This window comes from Solibaculum mannosilyticum (genome assembly GCF_015140235.1).
Taxonomy (GTDB): domain Bacteria; phylum Bacillota; class Clostridia; order Oscillospirales; family Acutalibacteraceae; genus Solibaculum; species Solibaculum mannosilyticum.
This window is the reverse complement of the sequence record NZ_AP023321.1, coordinates 503,357-521,003: the sequence shown is the minus strand read 5'-3', so window position 1 is coordinate 521,003 and position 17,647 is coordinate 503,357. Positions and strand designations below refer to the sequence as shown.

Below are 17,647 nucleotides of genomic sequence, written 5' to 3'. Positions count from 1 at the left end.
AAAAAATGACGGACGTTTTTTACATCCGTTCATTCTCTAAGTTAGTTATATCTAACTATTGGGAAATATACCACATCTTATTTCCCATGTCAAGGAAAAAGTTTTATTTGCCGGGGTGAAATTTTGAAAGATTTCCCTTCCTCCCCTTTTAGAATCCTGTTATCGCCCTTTTTATCCGCCAAAAAATAGAGCAGGTGAGGAAGATTCCTCACCTGCTCTGCCAGATCATTATTCTCTTTGTTTCCGGAAGTTTTCAGCGTCTGTGTCAGGATACGATGGTGATCATATCTTCCACCGATGCATTTAACATCGTTCCGTCTCTCCCCACGGGATAGAAGGAGAACAAACGGGAGCCGGCGGTGCCTACCTCCATATTGAGGGTCCAGATGCGCCGATCGCCTTGATCGTAGTATCCTACCACTTGGACGCCCATGGCCCGTCCAAGCTCATTGCGGACTTTTACATCGATGACGGAGGTGGAGGTCTCTACGATAACGGGGAATTTTTCATTTACATGGGCGCTGTCGGCAGCGATGTCGGCACGGTAGATCTCAGGCTCTGCCTGTGATACCGGAGGGATCCCCACTTGGATATTGAAGGAGATACCGGTATCCTGCCAGCCGGAATCGGTCCGGGTACGGATGGAGATGGTGCGGTCGCCCTTGGTGCCTACGGAGAACTGAACGGTCCAAACCTTCTGCAGGCCATCGTTGGAGGATTTGATGGAGGTCAGGCCCAGCCCTTTGCCGATCTCATTTCTCAGCCCGATGGCACGTACATCTGAACCGGTGACCACTGTCAGGGTGATGGTCTCTCCAACCTCATAATTTTGTTTATCGGTGCTGGCTTCGATGGAAACAGTCTCTTTGACCACAACGGTCCGGGTAGCGGTGGCCTCGTTGCCGGCTTTGTCGGATACGCGGTAGATAAGATCGTAACTGCCGGCCACCTGAGTATCCACTTCCCCTTCTACTTGGATGGCATCGGTCAGGTCTCCGTCCACATCGTCAGTAGCGGTGACGCCTTCCATGGCATCGAATGTATCGCCCACCTGGATCTCGTTGTCCTCCGGCAGGGTGATGACCGGGGCGGTGGTATCGGTGGTCTTGTTGATGGTAAAGGTATCGATGACGCTCAGGTCATTGCTGCGGTAGGTGGTGACGGTAAAGCTGCTGTCGGTGACCTGGATATTGCTGAAAGAGGGGGTATGTCCTTGTTCCTTCACAGCGGCATAGGGGAAAGCCTGGTTGGAAAGGATCTCATAGTATTTGCTGCCGGAAGCTGAGTTTGCAGTGATGTACAGCACCTGGCCGTCTTCGGGATTGGTGACGCTGGAAGCCGGTTTGCCGTCCTCCGGCACTACCGGGGTGACGCCGTCCATCATATAGCTGCGGGTGTAGACGTGGTCGTGGCCCATGAGCACCACATCGATGCCCAAACGGGAGAATTCCGGGGCCAGTTCGTTGCGGCGGCCTATGATGTCGGATTCGGTGGAGTGGGATGCGGTGCTGTAGATGGAGTGATGGAAAGTAACCACTTTCCATGTGGCATCGCCCTGTTCTTTCAGGACATCTTCCATGAATTGGACGTGCTGGGCGGTGCTCAGCTGGTTGGAGTTGATGGACATGATCAAGGTGTTGCCGTAGCGGAACCAGTAATCGCCGCCCACCTGGCCGGATACCCCTAAAGAGCTGCTGACATTGGGCATGTTGAAATGCTGATTATAGGAGGTGCTGCCCACGTCGTGGTTGCCGACGTTGGTGGCAAGCGGCAGGGATTTGAGGATCTCAGGGCTTAAGAAACCGGCATACTCGTTTTCATTGGAAGCGTGTTCCACCTGATCGCCGGCGCTGAGTACGAAACTGGTGTCCGGGAACTGTTTGACGGCCTGGGTCAGAGTGTTGTTCCAGCCGGTGGTATCGTTGCCTACGTTGCCGCTGGAACCGATCTGGGGATCGCCGGCCAGCAGGAAGTTAAACCCGTCGCTGATATCCTGTGTCTCAAAGGAGTAGATCTCCGACCATCCTTGTTGGTTGCCCACCCGGTAGACGTACTCTTTGCCGGGCTGTACTTCCACGGTGGCAAAGAAGCTGTTGAAACCGGAGTCGTTGGCCGCCTGAGAGGTGGCGGTAAATTCCTGATAGGTTTCCGGGAAACTGTCGCCGGTCATATCGGCTTTTTCAGCCAGCTGGACAACCCCGTCTTTGGTGGAGTTGCTGTACCACGTGACGTTACGGGTGGTCTCATCACCGCCGACGTTGAGGGAAACGGATTTGACCTGAGCGGTGCCGTCCAGATCTCCCCGCTGCTTGAGGGAGACAAAATCGAAGTAGATGTCGGAACTGGAGGCGCGGCCTTGATGCAGTTCTACGGCGATGGTGTTGACGCCTTCGTTGAGCAGGGACTTATCGGTAACGGTGAACGTACCGGTGAGGGGATCGCTCTTATTGGAACCGCCATAGGAGAGATTGGAATCAAACCCGCCGTCCGGTTCATAGAAGGACGCTACTTTGTGCCCGTTGATGTACACAATGGCGGCATCGTCATAGAGCAGTTCCCCGTCCAAGGCGACCAGGGATTCCAAATCCTCGATTTCAAAAGTGGACCGGAAGAAGAATGCGGGGATATCATCGCCGTCTTTTCCGTTGATGTACTGGTTGAGGAGGGTGTTAGGATAAAATCCATCGCCCAAATCCTTCTGTTGCCCGTTTTTGGCGCCGAAGCTGCCTTTGGCGGTCTTCCACTGGCTGTCGTCAAAGGAGGCCAGGGTCCAGCTGGTACGGCTGTCACTGCCAGCGGCGGGATCGGTGTTGTTGTCCAGATAACGCCATTCGGTGGCGGAGGTCGAGATCAGTTCGCCGTTTTTCAGGGAGCTGGGATCGCCGTTTTCAGACGGGCGGCCGCCCATCTCGCCCAACACAATGTCTTCAAAGTAGATGGGGCTGGTCCAGGCATCCCCCAGCCGGTTGCTGGAGAAGGTGGTGTTATTGCGCACGCCGTCGTCGTTTGTATCGTCATTGACCTGGAAACCAATGCCGATCTTGGGATGCTGTCCATCGGCCAGCTTATCTTTGAGGGAATCGCTGAGAGCCAGACGAAGCTCTACGGTATAACCGGTGGCAGTCCGCTGGGTCTTATAGGTCAGTTTGTCGGCATCCCCCTTGTAATCGGTGAATCCATAGGTGAGGAAGGGAGTCTTTTCGTTGTTGTACAGCATCATGTAGCCGCTCTCATGCTTTTGGGTGCCGTCGTTGCTGGAGTAGGTATAGGTATCGGCCATATCCAGAGGGGTATCGGTGTTTGCGAAGTCGAAGAACAGCTGGACATTGTCGATGCCGTAATTGGTGTAGTTATCCTCGGGCTGGGAGGTGGAGGGGTCATTGACGGCTGCGTCTTTGATATCGTTAAAGACGTAGATATAATTGTCGTCGTACAGGACGCGGGAGGTGCTGGTGGCGGCGCCGTTGGTGGAGACGGCATTATTCCCGTCCTTGTTGACAGCGATGGTGGGGGCATACAGATAAGCATCGTCCAGATAGCCGTCCACGGTGGGGGTACCGGGTACCGCCATGTAGTAGTATTTTTCCGTGACAGAGGGATCGGTAGCCGATTCCGGGCTGCCGGCCAGGATCATGTTGGACATGTAGTCGGGGCCTTTCCAGGCCGATTCCAGACTGGGATTGTCAAAACACATGGCGTCACGGGTGCCGTCGTCGTTCTGATCGTCGTTGATCTGGAATCCCACGCCGATCTGGATGTTGTCCTCGCCGGCGGCATAGCGTGCACGGATGGTGTCGGGCAATGCCACGCGGATCTCCATGGTATAGCCGTCGTCGGTTTTCACACCGCGGAAATCCATCTTGGAGGTGTCGCCTTTGAATCCGGAGAAGCCGCCGGCCCAACGGGCGATATCCTGACCGGGCGTCCCGTCGGGACTGGTCCAATGGCCGCTGCTGGTGAGATCCGTGATAAAATATCCGCTGTGGTCGGTCGTCCAGGCGGAACCGTCCACATTCTTGAAGTCATAGAAGAACTGGACGCCGTCCACACCATAGTTGGAATTTGTAGGATCGGTGACATTGACGTTGGGGGTGGAATCCTTGACCTGGACAAAGGAGTAAATGTAGTTTTCATCGTAAATGGTACGGGCGGTACCGGTGGCGCCGGCGGCATCATCGCCGGAGGAATCCAGATTGACGGGCACTTCCTGGGCACGGCTGTAAGCGTCATCCATCTGGCCGTCCAGCTGGGCGGTGCCATAGACAGCGCGGTAAGTATCGGCCGGGGCCATGAGGGTCATCTCGGAGTAGATTCCCAGATGGTCGGAGATGTAAGTGCCGTTGGATTTTTCATCCAGCACCTGGTAAAGGGACACTTTGAAATCGTCCTTGGAGACGAAGGTGAAATCGATGGGCAGCTGTCCGGATACATCATTTTGGCCGAAGTTGGACATGGTTCCGCCTTCATTGACCTTCTTTTCCGCCATGTTTTTGGTATCCTGCATGAAACCGCTGGACAGCATCAGATTGTAGACGTCCGAGCCTTCGCTGACGTTAAAATCGCCGGTGCATACAACCGGCATATCCAGTGTGTTCAAAAAGTCGATGATCATGCGCATGCTTTTAATGCGGGCGGTGCTGCCTACATGATCGAAGTGGGTATTGACGTGGGCATAGGTTTCGCCGGTCTCCTTGTTTTCCAGGATGGCCCAGGTACAAATGCGGTTGTACATGGCATCCCAGCCGATGGAGGGAACATCCGGGGTCTCCGACAGCCAGAAGGTCCCGGAATCCACCAGATTGTATTTATCCTTCAGGTAGAAAATAGGGGTGGCCTCGCCGCTGTTTTCATCGTTGGTTCCGTTTTCACGGCCTACGCCGACGCAATCATAATGGTCGGACAAACCCTCTTTCAAAGCGTTCATCCAGGAGACGTTGGCTTCCTGGAGGCCGATGGAGTCGGGCATGTACTTCTCAAACAGCTGGACGGCTCCTTCCGACCGCTGATCGAAGTTGGTCATCCCGGTGTACACATTGTGGTCGATGACTTTGATGGTACTCCCCTGAGGCTTGGCTGAGGGGATGAGGGGGTTGTCGGTCTCGGCCGCCAGTCCTGTGGGCATCACGCCGCTGACACAGATCATAGCCGCTGCGAGGACACATGACAACGCACGTTTCAGTGTCTTTCCTAGTTTCACTGCAATACATCCTTTCCTTTCGTGATGCTTTTATGGTATCCCATTCTTTTCCTTTGTTTCAATCATGGTTTGTTCAAATTTTGATAAAATTTATGTAAAGTGAAAAACCGCCCTTCTCACGGATTGGCCGAAAGAAAAACGGTTTCCCCCCTTGGTATTTGTCCTATTGTGTTCAGGATTTCCCCGCCGATTTTGCAAAAAACATCCCGGAGAGCAGCGCCGTAGCAGGCACCGACAATACCACCGCCATACTTCCTGTGACGGCATGAAGCAATTCAATGGCGATGTAATCGGAACTGAGCAGCTGGTCAAACTGGATGCCGTAGGACACCAACACCAGCATGGTGGTCAGCGCCGTCCCGACGAAGGCCAGGATGAGCGTCTCGCACATAGTGCCGATCATATCCCGTCCGATCGCCATGCCGGATTTCACAAGCTGTCCTTTTGTGACGCCGGGCGATACCTGCTTCATCTCGTAAAGGGAGGACGCAATGGACATGGTCATATCCATAACGGCCCCCAATGAGGATATGAGCACCCCAACAAACAGGACTTGTCCGATTTTGAGCCCTGTATTCTGCGATACAAGAAGAAGATCCTCCACCTGCTCCATCTGGTATCCCGACAAGTGTAAAATAGCGGTAAATACGCCGTATAGAGCGGCCGATATCACCAGTCCCGCACCCGTGGATAAAATAGCCACCAGCGTCTTCTTACTAGGCCCGTTGAGCAACAGCATGGCAGCCAGCGTCACCAATACCGCCACCAGCAGGCTGCTGAGAATGGGGGAATATCCCTGATAGATCATGGGGAGAAGAAGCCCTACCACCAGAAAAAGGGTAAAGGCCAGGCCCAGCATACTTTTGACGCCTTTGCGCCGTCCCACCACCATCAGTAGCAGGAAGAAAAGGGCTACAATGGCGACGATTCCAATAGTACGATCGTAGTTGTAGATGGTAAAATACGGCTGGGCATTCTGTGGACTGTCCACTTTGACAATCACCGATTGTCCCGGCTTGACTTGGATATTGTGGGTGGTGCTGAGGACGTTCTCAATGGTGATGGTCTGATCCTTATATTGGCCGTTTTTCATTTTTACTTCCACCGTCTGGGTACCCAGAAGCCGGTTGGACGGCGCAGGTTCCTGTTCCAGCGATTGAGCCGTTACAGCCGTGACAGTCCCTTTGTCGTAATGGATGGATTCACTGCTGTAGATTTCATAGTCCATAGGATTTTGCATTTGAAACAGCACAACCAAAACCGCCACCACAGCCATACCTGCCAGTACAATCATCGATGCCTTGCTGGGCGGACGTATTTTTAAACGGTTCATAATGACAGCCTCTCTTTTCCATATCTTAAAGATTCTTTCCAATCAATGGTTTTCATTTTATTGTCTTTCCAGCCGCCTTTCCACCATAGCAAGGCCAAATCTGAGTAAATTCTTTGTAAAAGAGGGCTGTATCAAAAAGAAAAGGACCGGCCTGTCCTTTGGGACAAGCCGGTCCTTTTTGCGGATCTTTTCACCCTATTCAAGATCACATCAGTTTGCGGAACAATTCTTTCAAGTCCTCCACATTGGTATCCTTGGGGTTGCCGGGACGGCATGCATCGGCAAAGGCCGATTCCGCCAAGAAGGGCAGATCCTCTTCCCGGATAGCCTCCAGCTTAGCCGGGATCCCAACATCAGCCGACAGTTTCTTAACCGCTTCCACCGCTGCTTTGCGGTACTCGGCCTGGGACATGTTCTCCACGTCCTCTACGCCCATCGCACGGGCAATCTCGCGGTATTTTTCGCCGGTGCATTCGGCGTTATACTCCATCACAATGGGCAGCATCATAGCGCAGGCCACGCCGTGAGGGGTATCATAGACCGCCCCCAAAGTATGGGCCATGGAATGGGCGATACCCAACCCTACATTGGAGAAACCCATGCCTGCGACGTACTGGCCCAGCGCCATGCCCTCGCGGCCCTCTTTTGTGTTGGCTACGGCTCCCCGCAGCGATCTGGAGATGATCTCAATGGCCTTGAGGTGGAACATATCGGTCATTTCCCATGCAGCTTTGGTGGTATAGCCTTCGATGGCATGGGTCAAAGCGTCCATACCGGTGGAGGCGGTCAGGCCCTTGGGCATGGAAGCCATCATATCCGGGTCCACAACCGCGATGATGGGCATATCGTGGGGATCGACACAGACGAATTTGCGTTTCTTCTCCACATCAGTGATCACATAGTTGATGGTGACTTCAGCAGCCGTACCAGCCGTGGTGGGGACGGCGATAATCGGGACGCACGGCTTCTTGGTGGGAGCTACGCCCTCCAGACTGCGCACATCCTCAAATTCCGGGTTGGCGATGATGATGCCGATGGCTTTGGCCGTATCCATGGAGGACCCGCCGCCGATGGCAATGATATAATCGGCTCCAGAGTCCTTGAAGGCTTGTACGCCGTGCTGGACATTCTGGATGGTGGGATTTGCTTTGATATCGGAATAAATCTGATAAGCAAGATGTTCCCTATCCAGGATATCGGTCACCTTGGAGGCGACTTTGAATTTGATCAGATCCGGGTCGGAGCACACAAATGCTTTCTGGAAACCGTGGGCTTTGGCTTCGTTTGCGATCTCCTCAATCGCGCCGGAACCGTGGTAGGAAGTCTGGTTGAGCATGATCCTGTTTGCCATGGACGATCTACTCCTTTTCTGAAACTTTATCTATCAGGAAGATGAATCTCACATCTCACTACCCTTATGGTAATCACAATTCAGGGAAAAGTAAAGTTACAAAATCACCCACTTGTAACATTCCTCAAGATGGTGAAGTCCGGGATTCCTCCCCCGGCAATAGATGAAGCCGGACAAACAATCTCGTCAATTTTTCCGGCATGGCATCCACTAAATTCCGCGCCATCTCTTTTGGAGCCTTCGGCATCCCTCCCAGCACCCATTTGACGGTCATATAGATGGACCCACGGCAGTACATCTCCAGAAGAAACTGTGTTTCTTCATCCGGCGGACGTCCGGTTTTCTGCTCGATCTGTTTTGAATAAAATTCCAGGATCAAGGCGAAATCATGCTCCCTCAGGGAATTGTGATCATCCGATCGGAAGGCCCCTGTAAAAAACACCTGTTCCTGTTTGATGTATTCAAATTTGCGCTCCAACCCTTCCAACACCGTCCGGCCGCTTCCCATATGGGCAAACGATTCCAGAAGCAGCTTGTCAAAGTACCAATTGATAAGATCATACTTATCCTGAAAATTACGGTAAAAGGTCTGGCGGGTGACGCCACAGACATCCACAATCTGTTGGACGGTGATTCGATCCACCGGCGTGCGTTTCATGCAGATCTTGACGGCCTCTGCAAGGCGATATTTTATGGATCCCTGCCGAATTTCCCGTTTATCCATGCCCTGCCTCCTTCTTAAGACCATTCCTCTGCCTTTATTGTAACAGACTCCGCCGTCTTTTTACAACTCCTTTTCTCCTTACCCAAATCCATTATCACTCCCAGTCATAAAAAGTAAATAAAATATTAAAATTAGCACTCTACTATTGACAGTGCTAATTGCGGTGTTATAATAAAGGCGAACTTGAAAGAGAGGTTCCACAGAAAGCAAACGTGAGAATTTCCCTGGAGAGTAAAAAACATCTACACCGGATGAGAATCCACGGTAACAAAAGCTCGCCACCGCGAGGATAACCTCCCCACAGCTACGAGTGAAACACATTGAATTGGAGGAATGATTTATGTTACCTAGCATTTTTGGTGAGAATCTGTTCGACGATATGTGGGACGACATGTTTGATACCACATCGATGTTCGGCCGTCACAATCCTCTGTACGGCAAGCATTCCAAAAACTTGATGAAAACCGATGTCCGCGAAACCGATCACTCTTATGAACTGGATGTGGATCTGCCCGGCTTCAAGAAAGACGAGATTCAAATCAACTTGGAAAACGGTTATCTGACCATCAGCGCCGCTAAGGGTCTGGATAAAGACGAAAAGGACAAAAAAGGTCATTACATCCGTAAAGAACGTTACGCCGGCCAGTGCAGCCGGAGCTTCTATGTGGGCGACGGTATGCAGTCCAAAGACATAAATGCAAAATTCGAAGATGGCATTTTGAAAATCTCCATGCCTAAGGCCGCACCCAAACAGCTGCCTCAGTGCAATTCCATTCCCATTGAATAATCCCCCTGAGAAAGGCCGCCCCTAATGGGGCGGCCTTTCTCTTTTTCTCTTCTTTTTATAGACCTCCGTCTAAGCTGCCGGTCTCTTTTAGATGCTTCCCTCTTCCCACGCCGCTAGAGCAGCCAATTGTTCAGGGGTATGAAACCAGTGTTCCCCCTCTTCCAGTACGGTCAAAGCTACATTGTGTTTCTGAGAGAATCCATGGATGGTCTCTCTGGAAGTCAAGTTATCACGCCCTGCATATAGGATACAGATAGGGCAGTTCCAGTCGTGAATCCCGTGTTGCCGGACATAGGTCAGGTACTGCCAGGAGAGCGTTTCTCCAAAATTGGTGGGGATCTCCCCTTTCTCCTGCAGCTGATATTCCTTGACGCCGGCCCACAGCATCATATCCAGGATGAGTTTCTGCATATCTACAACAGGAGATACAAACAGGGCCTTTTCGACCTCTTCAAAGGCCAGCATGGCAAAGTATGCGCCGATGCTGTTGGCGCGTATGGAAACGCTGCTCCACCTTTTCTGGGCATAGCGCATAACGGTTCGCAGCTCTGGGACGACCACCCATGGATAAAAGGTATCCTGCGTTTCTTCACGCGCACCATGTTGCGGCAGGTCGATGGACAGCACCTGATATCCTTTGGGACAAGCTATCTTTGCAAAGGCTTCCGCCTCCTCTTTCCGGCCGCATTTGCCGTGGAGGAACAGGTAAACTTGACGGCTGTCTTGTCCATACAGCACGGCGGGGATGGCATTGATCTTGAAAAATTCTTGTTTCATCAAATTAGAATCCCCTCGCAATGGTCGATTTCATGCTGGATAATTTGAGCCGTCCAACCGGTGAACGTCTGGTACCGGGTTTGGAAGGAATGCGTCTGGTACTGTACTTTAATGGATTTCCACCGCTTGGTTTTGCGTGTACCGGCGAGGGATAAACATCCTTCCTCGGTCTCGTAGGGCTGGGATCTCTTTACGATCTCCGGATTGAACATAACCATAGGCTGTCCCTCCTTGTCAAAGACGATGATCCGCTTCCCTACGCCGATCATATTGGCCGCCAATCCCACACATCCTTGTTTATGGGCTTCCAATGTATCCAATAAGTCCTGTGCCACCGGCAGATCTTCCTCTGTAGCCTTTTCCGCCTTTTGGGCCAGGAAGATGATATCCTTTACAATTTCCCTCACCATGTTTTTTCCTCCCAGCCAGTCCTCGGCTTTTCGTCCTTGATAAACACCATATGATCCTCTCCGGATAAGACGGCGTCGTAATGATATCCCAAATCAGAAAATTCACACAGATCCCTGGGATCTACAACCTTATTTTCCGCCATCCAACGCACCATTTGTCCCCGCGCCATCTTGCATAAGGTGCCTTTCTCGATTACTTTGTCACCCTTGCGTTCCCCAAAAGTACAGGTGAAAAACCTCACCTTGGACGGCAAATATGATTTTACCGCCCGGCTGTATTCCTGGGAGGCTAAATTGAGTACAACATCGGTTTCCCGGGCCAAAGACTTTGCCAGCTTGTCCCCCCAGAACGCATACAAATCCTTACAGCCATCCACAGACAATTTGGCCTGCATCTCCAAGCGGTAAGGGGTTACGCCGTCGAACGGACGCAGGATGCCGTAAAACCCGGAGAGAATCCGCAAATGCTGTTCCAAAAAGGTGAATTGTCCCGTTTCAAACACTCCTGGAGCCATATACCGATACTGAATCCCTTCGTAGGACAAGATGGCCGGTGTCAGCCGGGTGTACAAATCCATACGCCGCACCCTCTCCACATTGAGCGCCGCAATAGCGTCATTGCATTTCCAGAGGGTCCTGAGCTCCTGATCCGGCATAGAGCGCAGAGCCGATAGCAGCAATTCTGTTTCCGGCAAAAAACGCGGCAATCCGCCTGGTTCCAGGCTATCGAGATCTACATTCATTTTCTTTGCCGGCGAGATGATGATCCGCATACCTCAACTCCTCTGTCACTTCTTCGTATCCTTCAGACGGCTGGGCGTTTGGCAAAACAGCCGCCTGGTCTTCTTATATCTCCTTATCCGATTGCGGTTACCCTCTTCAGGAGATCCCGCAGCGCGCGGGAGAAATCCTCATCCTGGACAGGCTTTCTCCGTGACGGACCTTTTAATCTTCCGCCGGCGTTTCGGATCTTTTTTGCCGTATGGCGCGCCAGAAGGAGACCATCGATGTTATCGGCGGTATACTCCATTCCATCCTGGCTCAGTACCCGCGCCTTCCTGGCCAGACACATGGCGGCAAGACCATAGTCCTGGGTGACGACCACATCTCCGGGACACAATAAATTTACCAAAGCAAAATCCACGCTGTCGGCCCCCTTGGAAAAGGTCAAGGTTTTGGCGCCGCGTTTTTCAAATTCATGAGAGGTGTCGCACAGGATCAGGCATTCTATCCTGTTTTCGCTTGCAATGGACACAGCGATGTTTACCACCGGGCATCCGTCGGCGTCGATCAAAAGGCGCATAAAAATCTCCTATCCAAAATAGTCGTAAAACTGAAACTTCATATCGCTCTTTTTTATTATACCATGGTTTCGTCGTCCTTTCAAAGCGATGGTACCTCTCCCTTCCGTCTTCTGTCCAGCCAATTTTCTAATCTTAAAATTTCCTCTTGACTTTGACGCAGCGTCAACCGCTACAATGAAAACAGCAGCAGGCTTTGGAATTACAAAACAAGATTTTGATCTGTCTGAAGCGGCTGCATCATCAAGGAGGGAGAAACCCATGGAATATTCCATTCAGGAACTGTCGCGCTTGTCCGGAGTGACCACTCGCACTTTGCGCTGGTACGACAAGATCAATCTGCTGAAACCAAGCCGTGTCGCAGAAAGCGGATATCGTTACTATGGTCCGGCTCAAGTGGACCGGCTGCAAGATATCCTCTACTACCGGGCTCTTGGAGTGGGACTCGGCCGTATTCGAGAGTGTTTGGACGATCCCTCCTTTGACCGTCTCTCGGCTTTACGCAGTCATTTGACGGCTCTGGAAACGGAGAAGGCGCGGTTAAGCCGATTGATCCAATCGGTCAGAGAAACCATCGAGACGCAGGAAAGGAATGAGATTATGAACGACGAGCAAAAATTTGAAGCCTTCAAGCAACGAACTGTGGATACCAATGAACGCAACTACGGCGGGGAAATCCGGGAAAAATACGGCGATGCCGCAGTCGACGGCGTCCATTCCGCCGTGTTAAACTTGACACAGGAGCAATATGAACAGTGGATGGGGCTGAGTAAAGAAATCCAATGCCGGTTGGAGGAAGCCGTTAAGACTTCCAAAGATTCTTCCTGTCCGGAAGCCAGAGATATCACACAGCTTCATCGTCAATGGCTGACCCTCGTCAGCAACGGATATGAGACCAACCGGCACAAGGGCATCGTTCAGCTCTACGTAATGGATCGGCGTTTTACCGATTATTACGATAAAAATGTCCCTGGATGTGCCCAGTTCCTCCGGGATGCTGTCTGCCGTTGGGCTGATCAGATCGAAATGCTCTAGTCTCTGCAATCCCTGTCTATTTCACAGTCAGAGTAAAGTTTTCTTTCAAACGCATCAAAAAAGAGCGCCAATCCAAAGGATCGGCGCTCTTTTTCTATTTCATCTGTTGACAGACTTATTTTAAGAGTTCACTTTTCTTTTCAAGAATCGTTGCCACGATCGAGCAGGCTGGACAGTCACAGTACCGCGCTCCCGCCGCTTTGATCTCTTTTGCATGCGCTGCAATATTGGCAGCAGCATCTGCGCCGAAGTATTGCGCTCCCTGTTCCGATTGGGCGAAATTAATTAAATTATCAATCGGCATAATATCTGCTTCCAGCTCGTCCACATATTTTTGGGTTTCCTCTTTTTCCGCATCCGTTCCCACTGCATCCAGCCAGCGCTGGGCTGCTTCCTTTGTTTCACTGCTGCAGGTAGGAGACTTTATTAATTCATGTGTTTTCTCAACAATCTCGTTTAATACCGCTTTATCCATGATTAATGCACCATCTTTCTATTAATATTTGTTCATATTTTACCATAATTGTCCAACCGGTACAAGACCGAAATTCACAATAGTAAATCTATTTTTCCACACCCAATGCCACTGAGAAATCTTAGGATCTAAAGTTCGTTATACTTTCTCTTATTATCCCGGCTTTTTTCCACAGGGTATTTTACCGCGTTTTTTTTAAGTTTTTCCATCACAATGGTATCCATATCCAGTCCCAGATCATCGGCAAGCATCGCGCAGTAAATTAGAACATCCGCCAGTTCTTCTTTCAGCGCATCTGCTTTTGCTTCAACAACCTCCTCATTGGTTTTCCACTGGAAGAGTTCCAGCAATTCAGATGCCTCAAGAGAGATGGAAATCGCCAGATCCTTGGGATTGTGAAATTGCCTCCAGTTTCTCTCATCCCGAAACCGGTTGATCTCATTTACCGTTTCCTTCTTCATGATAAACCAACCACCTCCATAAAATGCCGTTTCAGAGCCTCATCCTCAAAGTAGATCCGAACCCCGCGGATCCCCCTGCTGAGGAGAATGTAATAGATTTGCTTGATATACTGGGTAAAATCTTCGTGAACAAAATCTTTTTTAGCCGGAATTCCATTTCTATCATAATAGTGTTCTTTTACAACTGTTACTTTGCCGTCTGCGAACGTCAAATCTTTGGCAATGATTACGCCTGCATAGTCCAAGTCAATTCCCTGGATCGCATGGACACAGCCGATTTCCTCTTCCGAGCCGGGACGGCCGATCCAGTTTTTATTGGTGGAATTCCATTTCCAGCGCTCTTCGCCCTCTATCCAGTCGAATTCCGTATATCTCTTATGGCCGGGTTTGAATTTGCTGCCCCAGGGACGCGCATATCCCGCCAGAACCCTGCACTGCGCGGTGGGATGGTACTGTCTGCGCTCTTCTACATAATCAAACAGTTCACAAATGGAATCCGTCACGCCAAAGTAGGCATCCGGCGCTTTGCTGCGGAAAACGTCCTTGTCAAAAGGCATGTCGGACAATTGCAGAAAAGAGAAAATCCCGGCAAAATAATCCTCCGCCGTGTAAGACGCGCCTTTTTCATGGATTTGAATGCGGAACTGCTTCATCATCATTCTCCGCTCAAATCCATGCTGTTTCCCATAATCCTCAAAAGTGCGCCAGGGGATGTCCGAAGGGCGGATGATCTGCAGCTTATCGTAAAGCAAAATCATTCGCTTGGATATTCTCCCCAGGAAATCCAATTCCGTTTTGAGCGGGCTGCCCTTAAAAGTTCGGGAAACAGAGGGATGCTGTTTGGAATACTTGCGCTGCAGGCGGTGCGCCTCATCCACTACGATGATATCAAACTCCTCTCCCCTTTGGATGAGCTGGCATGCGCTTCCCAGAGACACATGCTCTTGGATACCATATGCTTTGAAGATCCGTTGCGCCTGGTTGATCCAATTGCTCTTCACTGCCACGCCGATTTTTTTGCCCCGGTATCTCTCATCTGTACACAGGCGCGCCACCAGATTGGTCAATACTGCCGTCTTTCCTGTGCCTGCGATCCCTTCTACCAGATAATTTTTTTCATTGCTTGTCATCTCGTCAATCAGGTCCAGCTGTTCCTCTGATAGTTCCTGAAATGGGGAATATTTAAACAAGATACTCTGACGAAGATTGTCCAGCAGGACCTCCTCAATGATCCCGGCCTCTTTCAATTCGTTTGTCCAGAACGGTACCAGTACCTGGCTATAGACCTCTTCTTTTGTCCTGTAATCCGGTACCCTCCGCCACAACTGGCGATTGAGACAACCCCCGATTTTTGTTCCCAAACGGGTTTCCCGCTCTGTGATCAGATATGTAATAAGCTGCCGTTCCAAATCCAGCTGGGAATTCCTATCCACATACTGGCCGAATAAAACAATCACGTGCGTGAATTGCCGATAATCTGTACCGGTTTCTTTCAAATGTTCCTCATGCCTTCCGAGAAAGCCGCTGGTCTCTCCTACATACAGCACATTTTTATTGTAGTAGATATAAACCACCGGTTTTCTTTCCAAAAGATCCATCTGTTCTCTAGTCAAAGCGGTTTGATCCAGTTTTCCGTCTTTGATTTCGATGGTCAGCGTTCTGTATTTCCTGGATGCCATATTTGCGCCCCCATCACCTTTCTGAAGTGTTCTGCTGTCGCATTGTCTTTGAACCAAATGGATACCCCTTTTAAAGCCCGCGTCAGGAGCACCCAATATGTGTTTAGTACCAACTCCTTGATCGCATCCATATCCGCACCCCTTCTTTGCAGAAAAGTGTAGATATCCCAAACGGTTCCTCCATCCCGGACTTGCCAGGGGCTCTTGTCACTGGCAAGCTTTCCGCCGTAAAATTCCACAATGGACCTTATAAACTGCCAATCCTGACTGGCATTCAAATCGATCTCCCAGTCCGAACGCGCCTCGTTCCATCGAAGGTCGTCCCACCAGATTAGACCTGTGTGTTCAAACTGCAGGCCATGGGCTGTATAAATGCATCCAACCTGGTCCAAGTCGCTTTCACGGGCCCCCTGATACCACTCATACTGTTCGTGCTCCGGATTCCAAGGCTTTTCAAATGTCCCCTCATCTGTCTGAATGGAAATATCCTTTTTTTGGGCGTCTCTTGACCAGGGCCAGCAAAAAGGAGCATACCACTTAACATGATTTTTATTTTCCTGCATCTGATGCAGATATTTGTCCAGCCCCAGCAGGGAATCCCAGCAGATCAGTTCAATGCCGTCACACTCCGGGATAGGCGCGTCGTATCTCTCATACAACAACTTGTGCAGGCACTGCACATAGTTGCTCAGATATTGAAGCCGTTTCTGCACGGTCAGGCAAAATGTTTCGCACGCAATGCCCTCCTGCCCGGCAAACCGGACGAAATTTTCCACCGTCCCCTCCTCGCTCAGGCGGACCCTTTGATGGTCATCCTGGAGGACTACCACGATCTTGGCTTTGGTAAACAGGGTGCGCATCGCCTCATCCAGCCGTTCGATCCGATGCGCCTCGTCGATTACGGCCATATCCATACCGGCGGCGATATTCTCCAGGTAGACGATTGGGATGTGGGACGCCCCTTGTATCACTTGGGCGAGCGTACGGCTTCGGGGCATAGAAAATACGCACTTTAAACCGTGCTGCCGGGTTTTTTCAAAAATGATACCGTATAGCCACAGCATATGAAGCCCTATCACTGTTTTGCCGGTTCCCGGCGCGCCCGAAATCACAACCAGTTCCCGATGAGACGGATCTTCCTTCAACTGCTCTAATATCTTATAGACCCGCTTGTTTATCTCTTTCTGTTCATCGATCATGACGGCGTTTTCCTTGCCTTCATTTACGCTTCTAAGAGCCTCGTAATCACACGAGCCAAACACATATTCCCCATTCAGAAACAGGTCTACCGCCTCCTGATTTGGCGAACTGGAAAAAGTATCCCTTAAAAAGGCCTCCAGTTTTTCCTCTTCCCCCTTGACGTAGGTCTCTTTCTTCAAGAAAGCGTAATCCGAGTAATTTCCCTCAAAGAGCTGTTCCTTCTGTTCAAAATTATGGAGGAACTGGCAGCATAACACATCGATCTTTCCGGACGACACATTGCTGTGGTTTCGTTTCAGATGCTTCTTATATGTCAATGTCTGCTGGACCGGATGTTCCCGATCCTCAAACAGTTTCTCCTTTGGCGAAATGCAGACGCGTACAAAGGTTTCCTTTCCCTTTGTGTTTTCCCCGATGAAACTCCACTGCTTTAATTCAATAATCAGCGCCAGGGGACGGTGGGTCACCCGTCCCTCGCCCAGCAGTACCGCATCGATCCGTTTTCCCAGCGGCGTTTCATACTCCAGGGCAAGCGACAAACGGTCCATGCCGGCCCGGTGCAAAACGCCAAGAAGGATGGGCAGAGAACGGCACCAGGACTGGTATTCTGACTCCGACGTATGGCCCTTGGTGATCTCTTTCAGATGTCCGGCAATTTCGTAGCTCTTCATTGCCAAGAGGTCTTGGACTGCGGCGCAGTAACAACGGGAATCTTTGCACATAGTCTCACCTTCTGTCTAAATTACCGCTATTATATCAATTTGGTCACAGGATGTCGAGCGTTGTATCCGAGTCCAAATTGTACTCATCCATCTATCCCGGCATCCTGCAAAGGATGTCTCCGAGATAGAAAGGAGGAGAACTTAACTACAGGGAAATCAAAAAAAATCCAAACTCTTCACCCATTGGGGCGATGG

14 protein-coding genes are annotated in these 17,647 nt (G+C 50.8%); 2 read left to right on the top strand and 12 right to left on the bottom strand.

Annotated elements, in window-relative coordinates; all coding sequences use genetic code 11:
* Positions 1–265: 265 nt before the first annotated feature.
* The 4 genes from C12CBH8_RS02395 to C12CBH8_RS02380 form a co-directional block, all read right to left on the bottom strand.
* Positions 266–5,197, bottom strand: a complete 4,932-nt coding sequence (locus tag C12CBH8_RS02395) for a sugar-binding protein (protein WP_215533453.1) — start codon at positions 5,195–5,197, stop codon at positions 266–268.
* A gap of 172 nt (positions 5,198–5,369) precedes the next feature.
* Positions 5,370–6,530, bottom strand: a complete 1,161-nt coding sequence (locus tag C12CBH8_RS02390) for a YibE/F family protein (RefSeq protein ID WP_215533452.1) — start codon at positions 6,528–6,530, stop codon at positions 5,370–5,372.
* A gap of 205 nt (positions 6,531–6,735) precedes the next feature.
* Positions 6,736–7,881, bottom strand: coding sequence for a lactaldehyde reductase (fucO, locus tag C12CBH8_RS02385; RefSeq protein ID WP_215533451.1), 1,146 nt, complete (start codon positions 7,879–7,881; stop codon positions 6,736–6,738).
* 124 nt (positions 7,882–8,005) lie between these two features.
* The gene (locus tag C12CBH8_RS02380) at positions 8,006–8,605 is read right to left on the bottom strand and encodes a TetR/AcrR family transcriptional regulator C-terminal domain-containing protein (protein ID WP_090265802.1); all 600 of its coding nucleotides are present in this window, start codon (positions 8,603–8,605) and stop codon (positions 8,006–8,008) included.
* 340 nt (positions 8,606–8,945) lie between these two features.
* Here C12CBH8_RS02380 and C12CBH8_RS02375 point away from each other — a divergent pair, with 340 nt between their 5' ends.
* Positions 8,946–9,392: an Hsp20/alpha crystallin family protein gene (locus C12CBH8_RS02375; protein ID WP_090265800.1), complete on the top strand. Its 447-nt coding sequence runs from the start codon at positions 8,946–8,948 to the stop codon at positions 9,390–9,392.
* A gap of 87 nt (positions 9,393–9,479) precedes the next feature.
* On the opposite strand, the gene C12CBH8_RS02370 is transcribed toward C12CBH8_RS02375, so the two are convergent.
* The 4 genes from C12CBH8_RS02370 to C12CBH8_RS02355 all read right to left on the bottom strand — a co-directional run bounded on the left by C12CBH8_RS02370 (position 9,480) and on the right by C12CBH8_RS02355 (position 11,882).
* Entirely contained in the window at positions 9,480–10,169 is a 690-nt protein-coding gene (locus C12CBH8_RS02370) for an alpha/beta hydrolase (RefSeq protein ID WP_215533450.1), read from the bottom strand.
* Complete coding sequence (locus tag C12CBH8_RS02365) at positions 10,169–10,579, bottom strand: peptide deformylase (RefSeq protein WP_099323213.1); 411 nt, start codon at positions 10,577–10,579, stop codon at positions 10,169–10,171. The genes C12CBH8_RS02370 and C12CBH8_RS02365 overlap by 1 nt, the downstream gene beginning before the upstream one ends.
* Positions 10,573–11,352, bottom strand: a complete 780-nt coding sequence (gene yaaA, locus C12CBH8_RS02360; RefSeq protein WP_099323212.1) for a peroxide stress protein YaaA — start codon at positions 11,350–11,352, stop codon at positions 10,573–10,575. Before yaaA ends, C12CBH8_RS02365 begins: the two co-directional genes overlap by 7 nt.
* An 83-nt stretch (positions 11,353–11,435) precedes the next feature.
* On the bottom strand, positions 11,436–11,882 hold the full coding sequence (locus C12CBH8_RS02355) for a YaiI/YqxD family protein (protein WP_099323211.1): 447 nt from the start codon (positions 11,880–11,882) through the stop codon (positions 11,436–11,438).
* Between the two features lie 259 nt (positions 11,883–12,141).
* Between C12CBH8_RS02355 and C12CBH8_RS02350 the strand changes: the two genes are divergently transcribed.
* Positions 12,142–12,915, top strand: coding sequence for a MerR family transcriptional regulator (locus C12CBH8_RS02350; RefSeq protein ID WP_215533449.1), 774 nt, complete (start codon positions 12,142–12,144; stop codon positions 12,913–12,915).
* Between the two features lie 115 nt (positions 12,916–13,030).
* Here the strand turns inward: C12CBH8_RS02350 and C12CBH8_RS02345 are convergent, their stop codons facing one another.
* From C12CBH8_RS02345 to C12CBH8_RS02330, 4 genes are all read right to left on the bottom strand, one after another.
* Positions 13,031–13,390 (bottom strand): molecular chaperone Hsp90, encoded by a 360-nt coding sequence (locus C12CBH8_RS02345; protein WP_099323208.1) that lies wholly within the window; start codon positions 13,388–13,390, stop codon positions 13,031–13,033.
* Positions 13,391–13,518: 128 nt separating this feature from the next.
* On the bottom strand, positions 13,519–13,851 hold the full coding sequence (locus C12CBH8_RS02340; RefSeq protein ID WP_090265785.1) for a nucleotide pyrophosphohydrolase: 333 nt from the start codon (positions 13,849–13,851) through the stop codon (positions 13,519–13,521).
* On the bottom strand, positions 13,848–15,530 hold the full coding sequence (locus tag C12CBH8_RS02335) for a DNA/RNA helicase domain-containing protein (RefSeq protein ID WP_215533448.1): 1,683 nt from the start codon (positions 15,528–15,530) through the stop codon (positions 13,848–13,850). The genes C12CBH8_RS02340 and C12CBH8_RS02335 overlap by 4 nt, the downstream gene beginning before the upstream one ends.
* Positions 15,503–17,452 carry a DNA/RNA helicase domain-containing protein gene (locus C12CBH8_RS02330; protein ID WP_090265781.1) on the bottom strand — a complete coding sequence of 650 codons (1,950 nt, stop codon included), beginning with the start codon at positions 17,450–17,452 and terminating at the stop codon, positions 15,503–15,505. The genes C12CBH8_RS02335 and C12CBH8_RS02330 overlap by 28 nt, the downstream gene beginning before the upstream one ends.
* Positions 17,453–17,647: the final 195 nt, after the last annotated feature.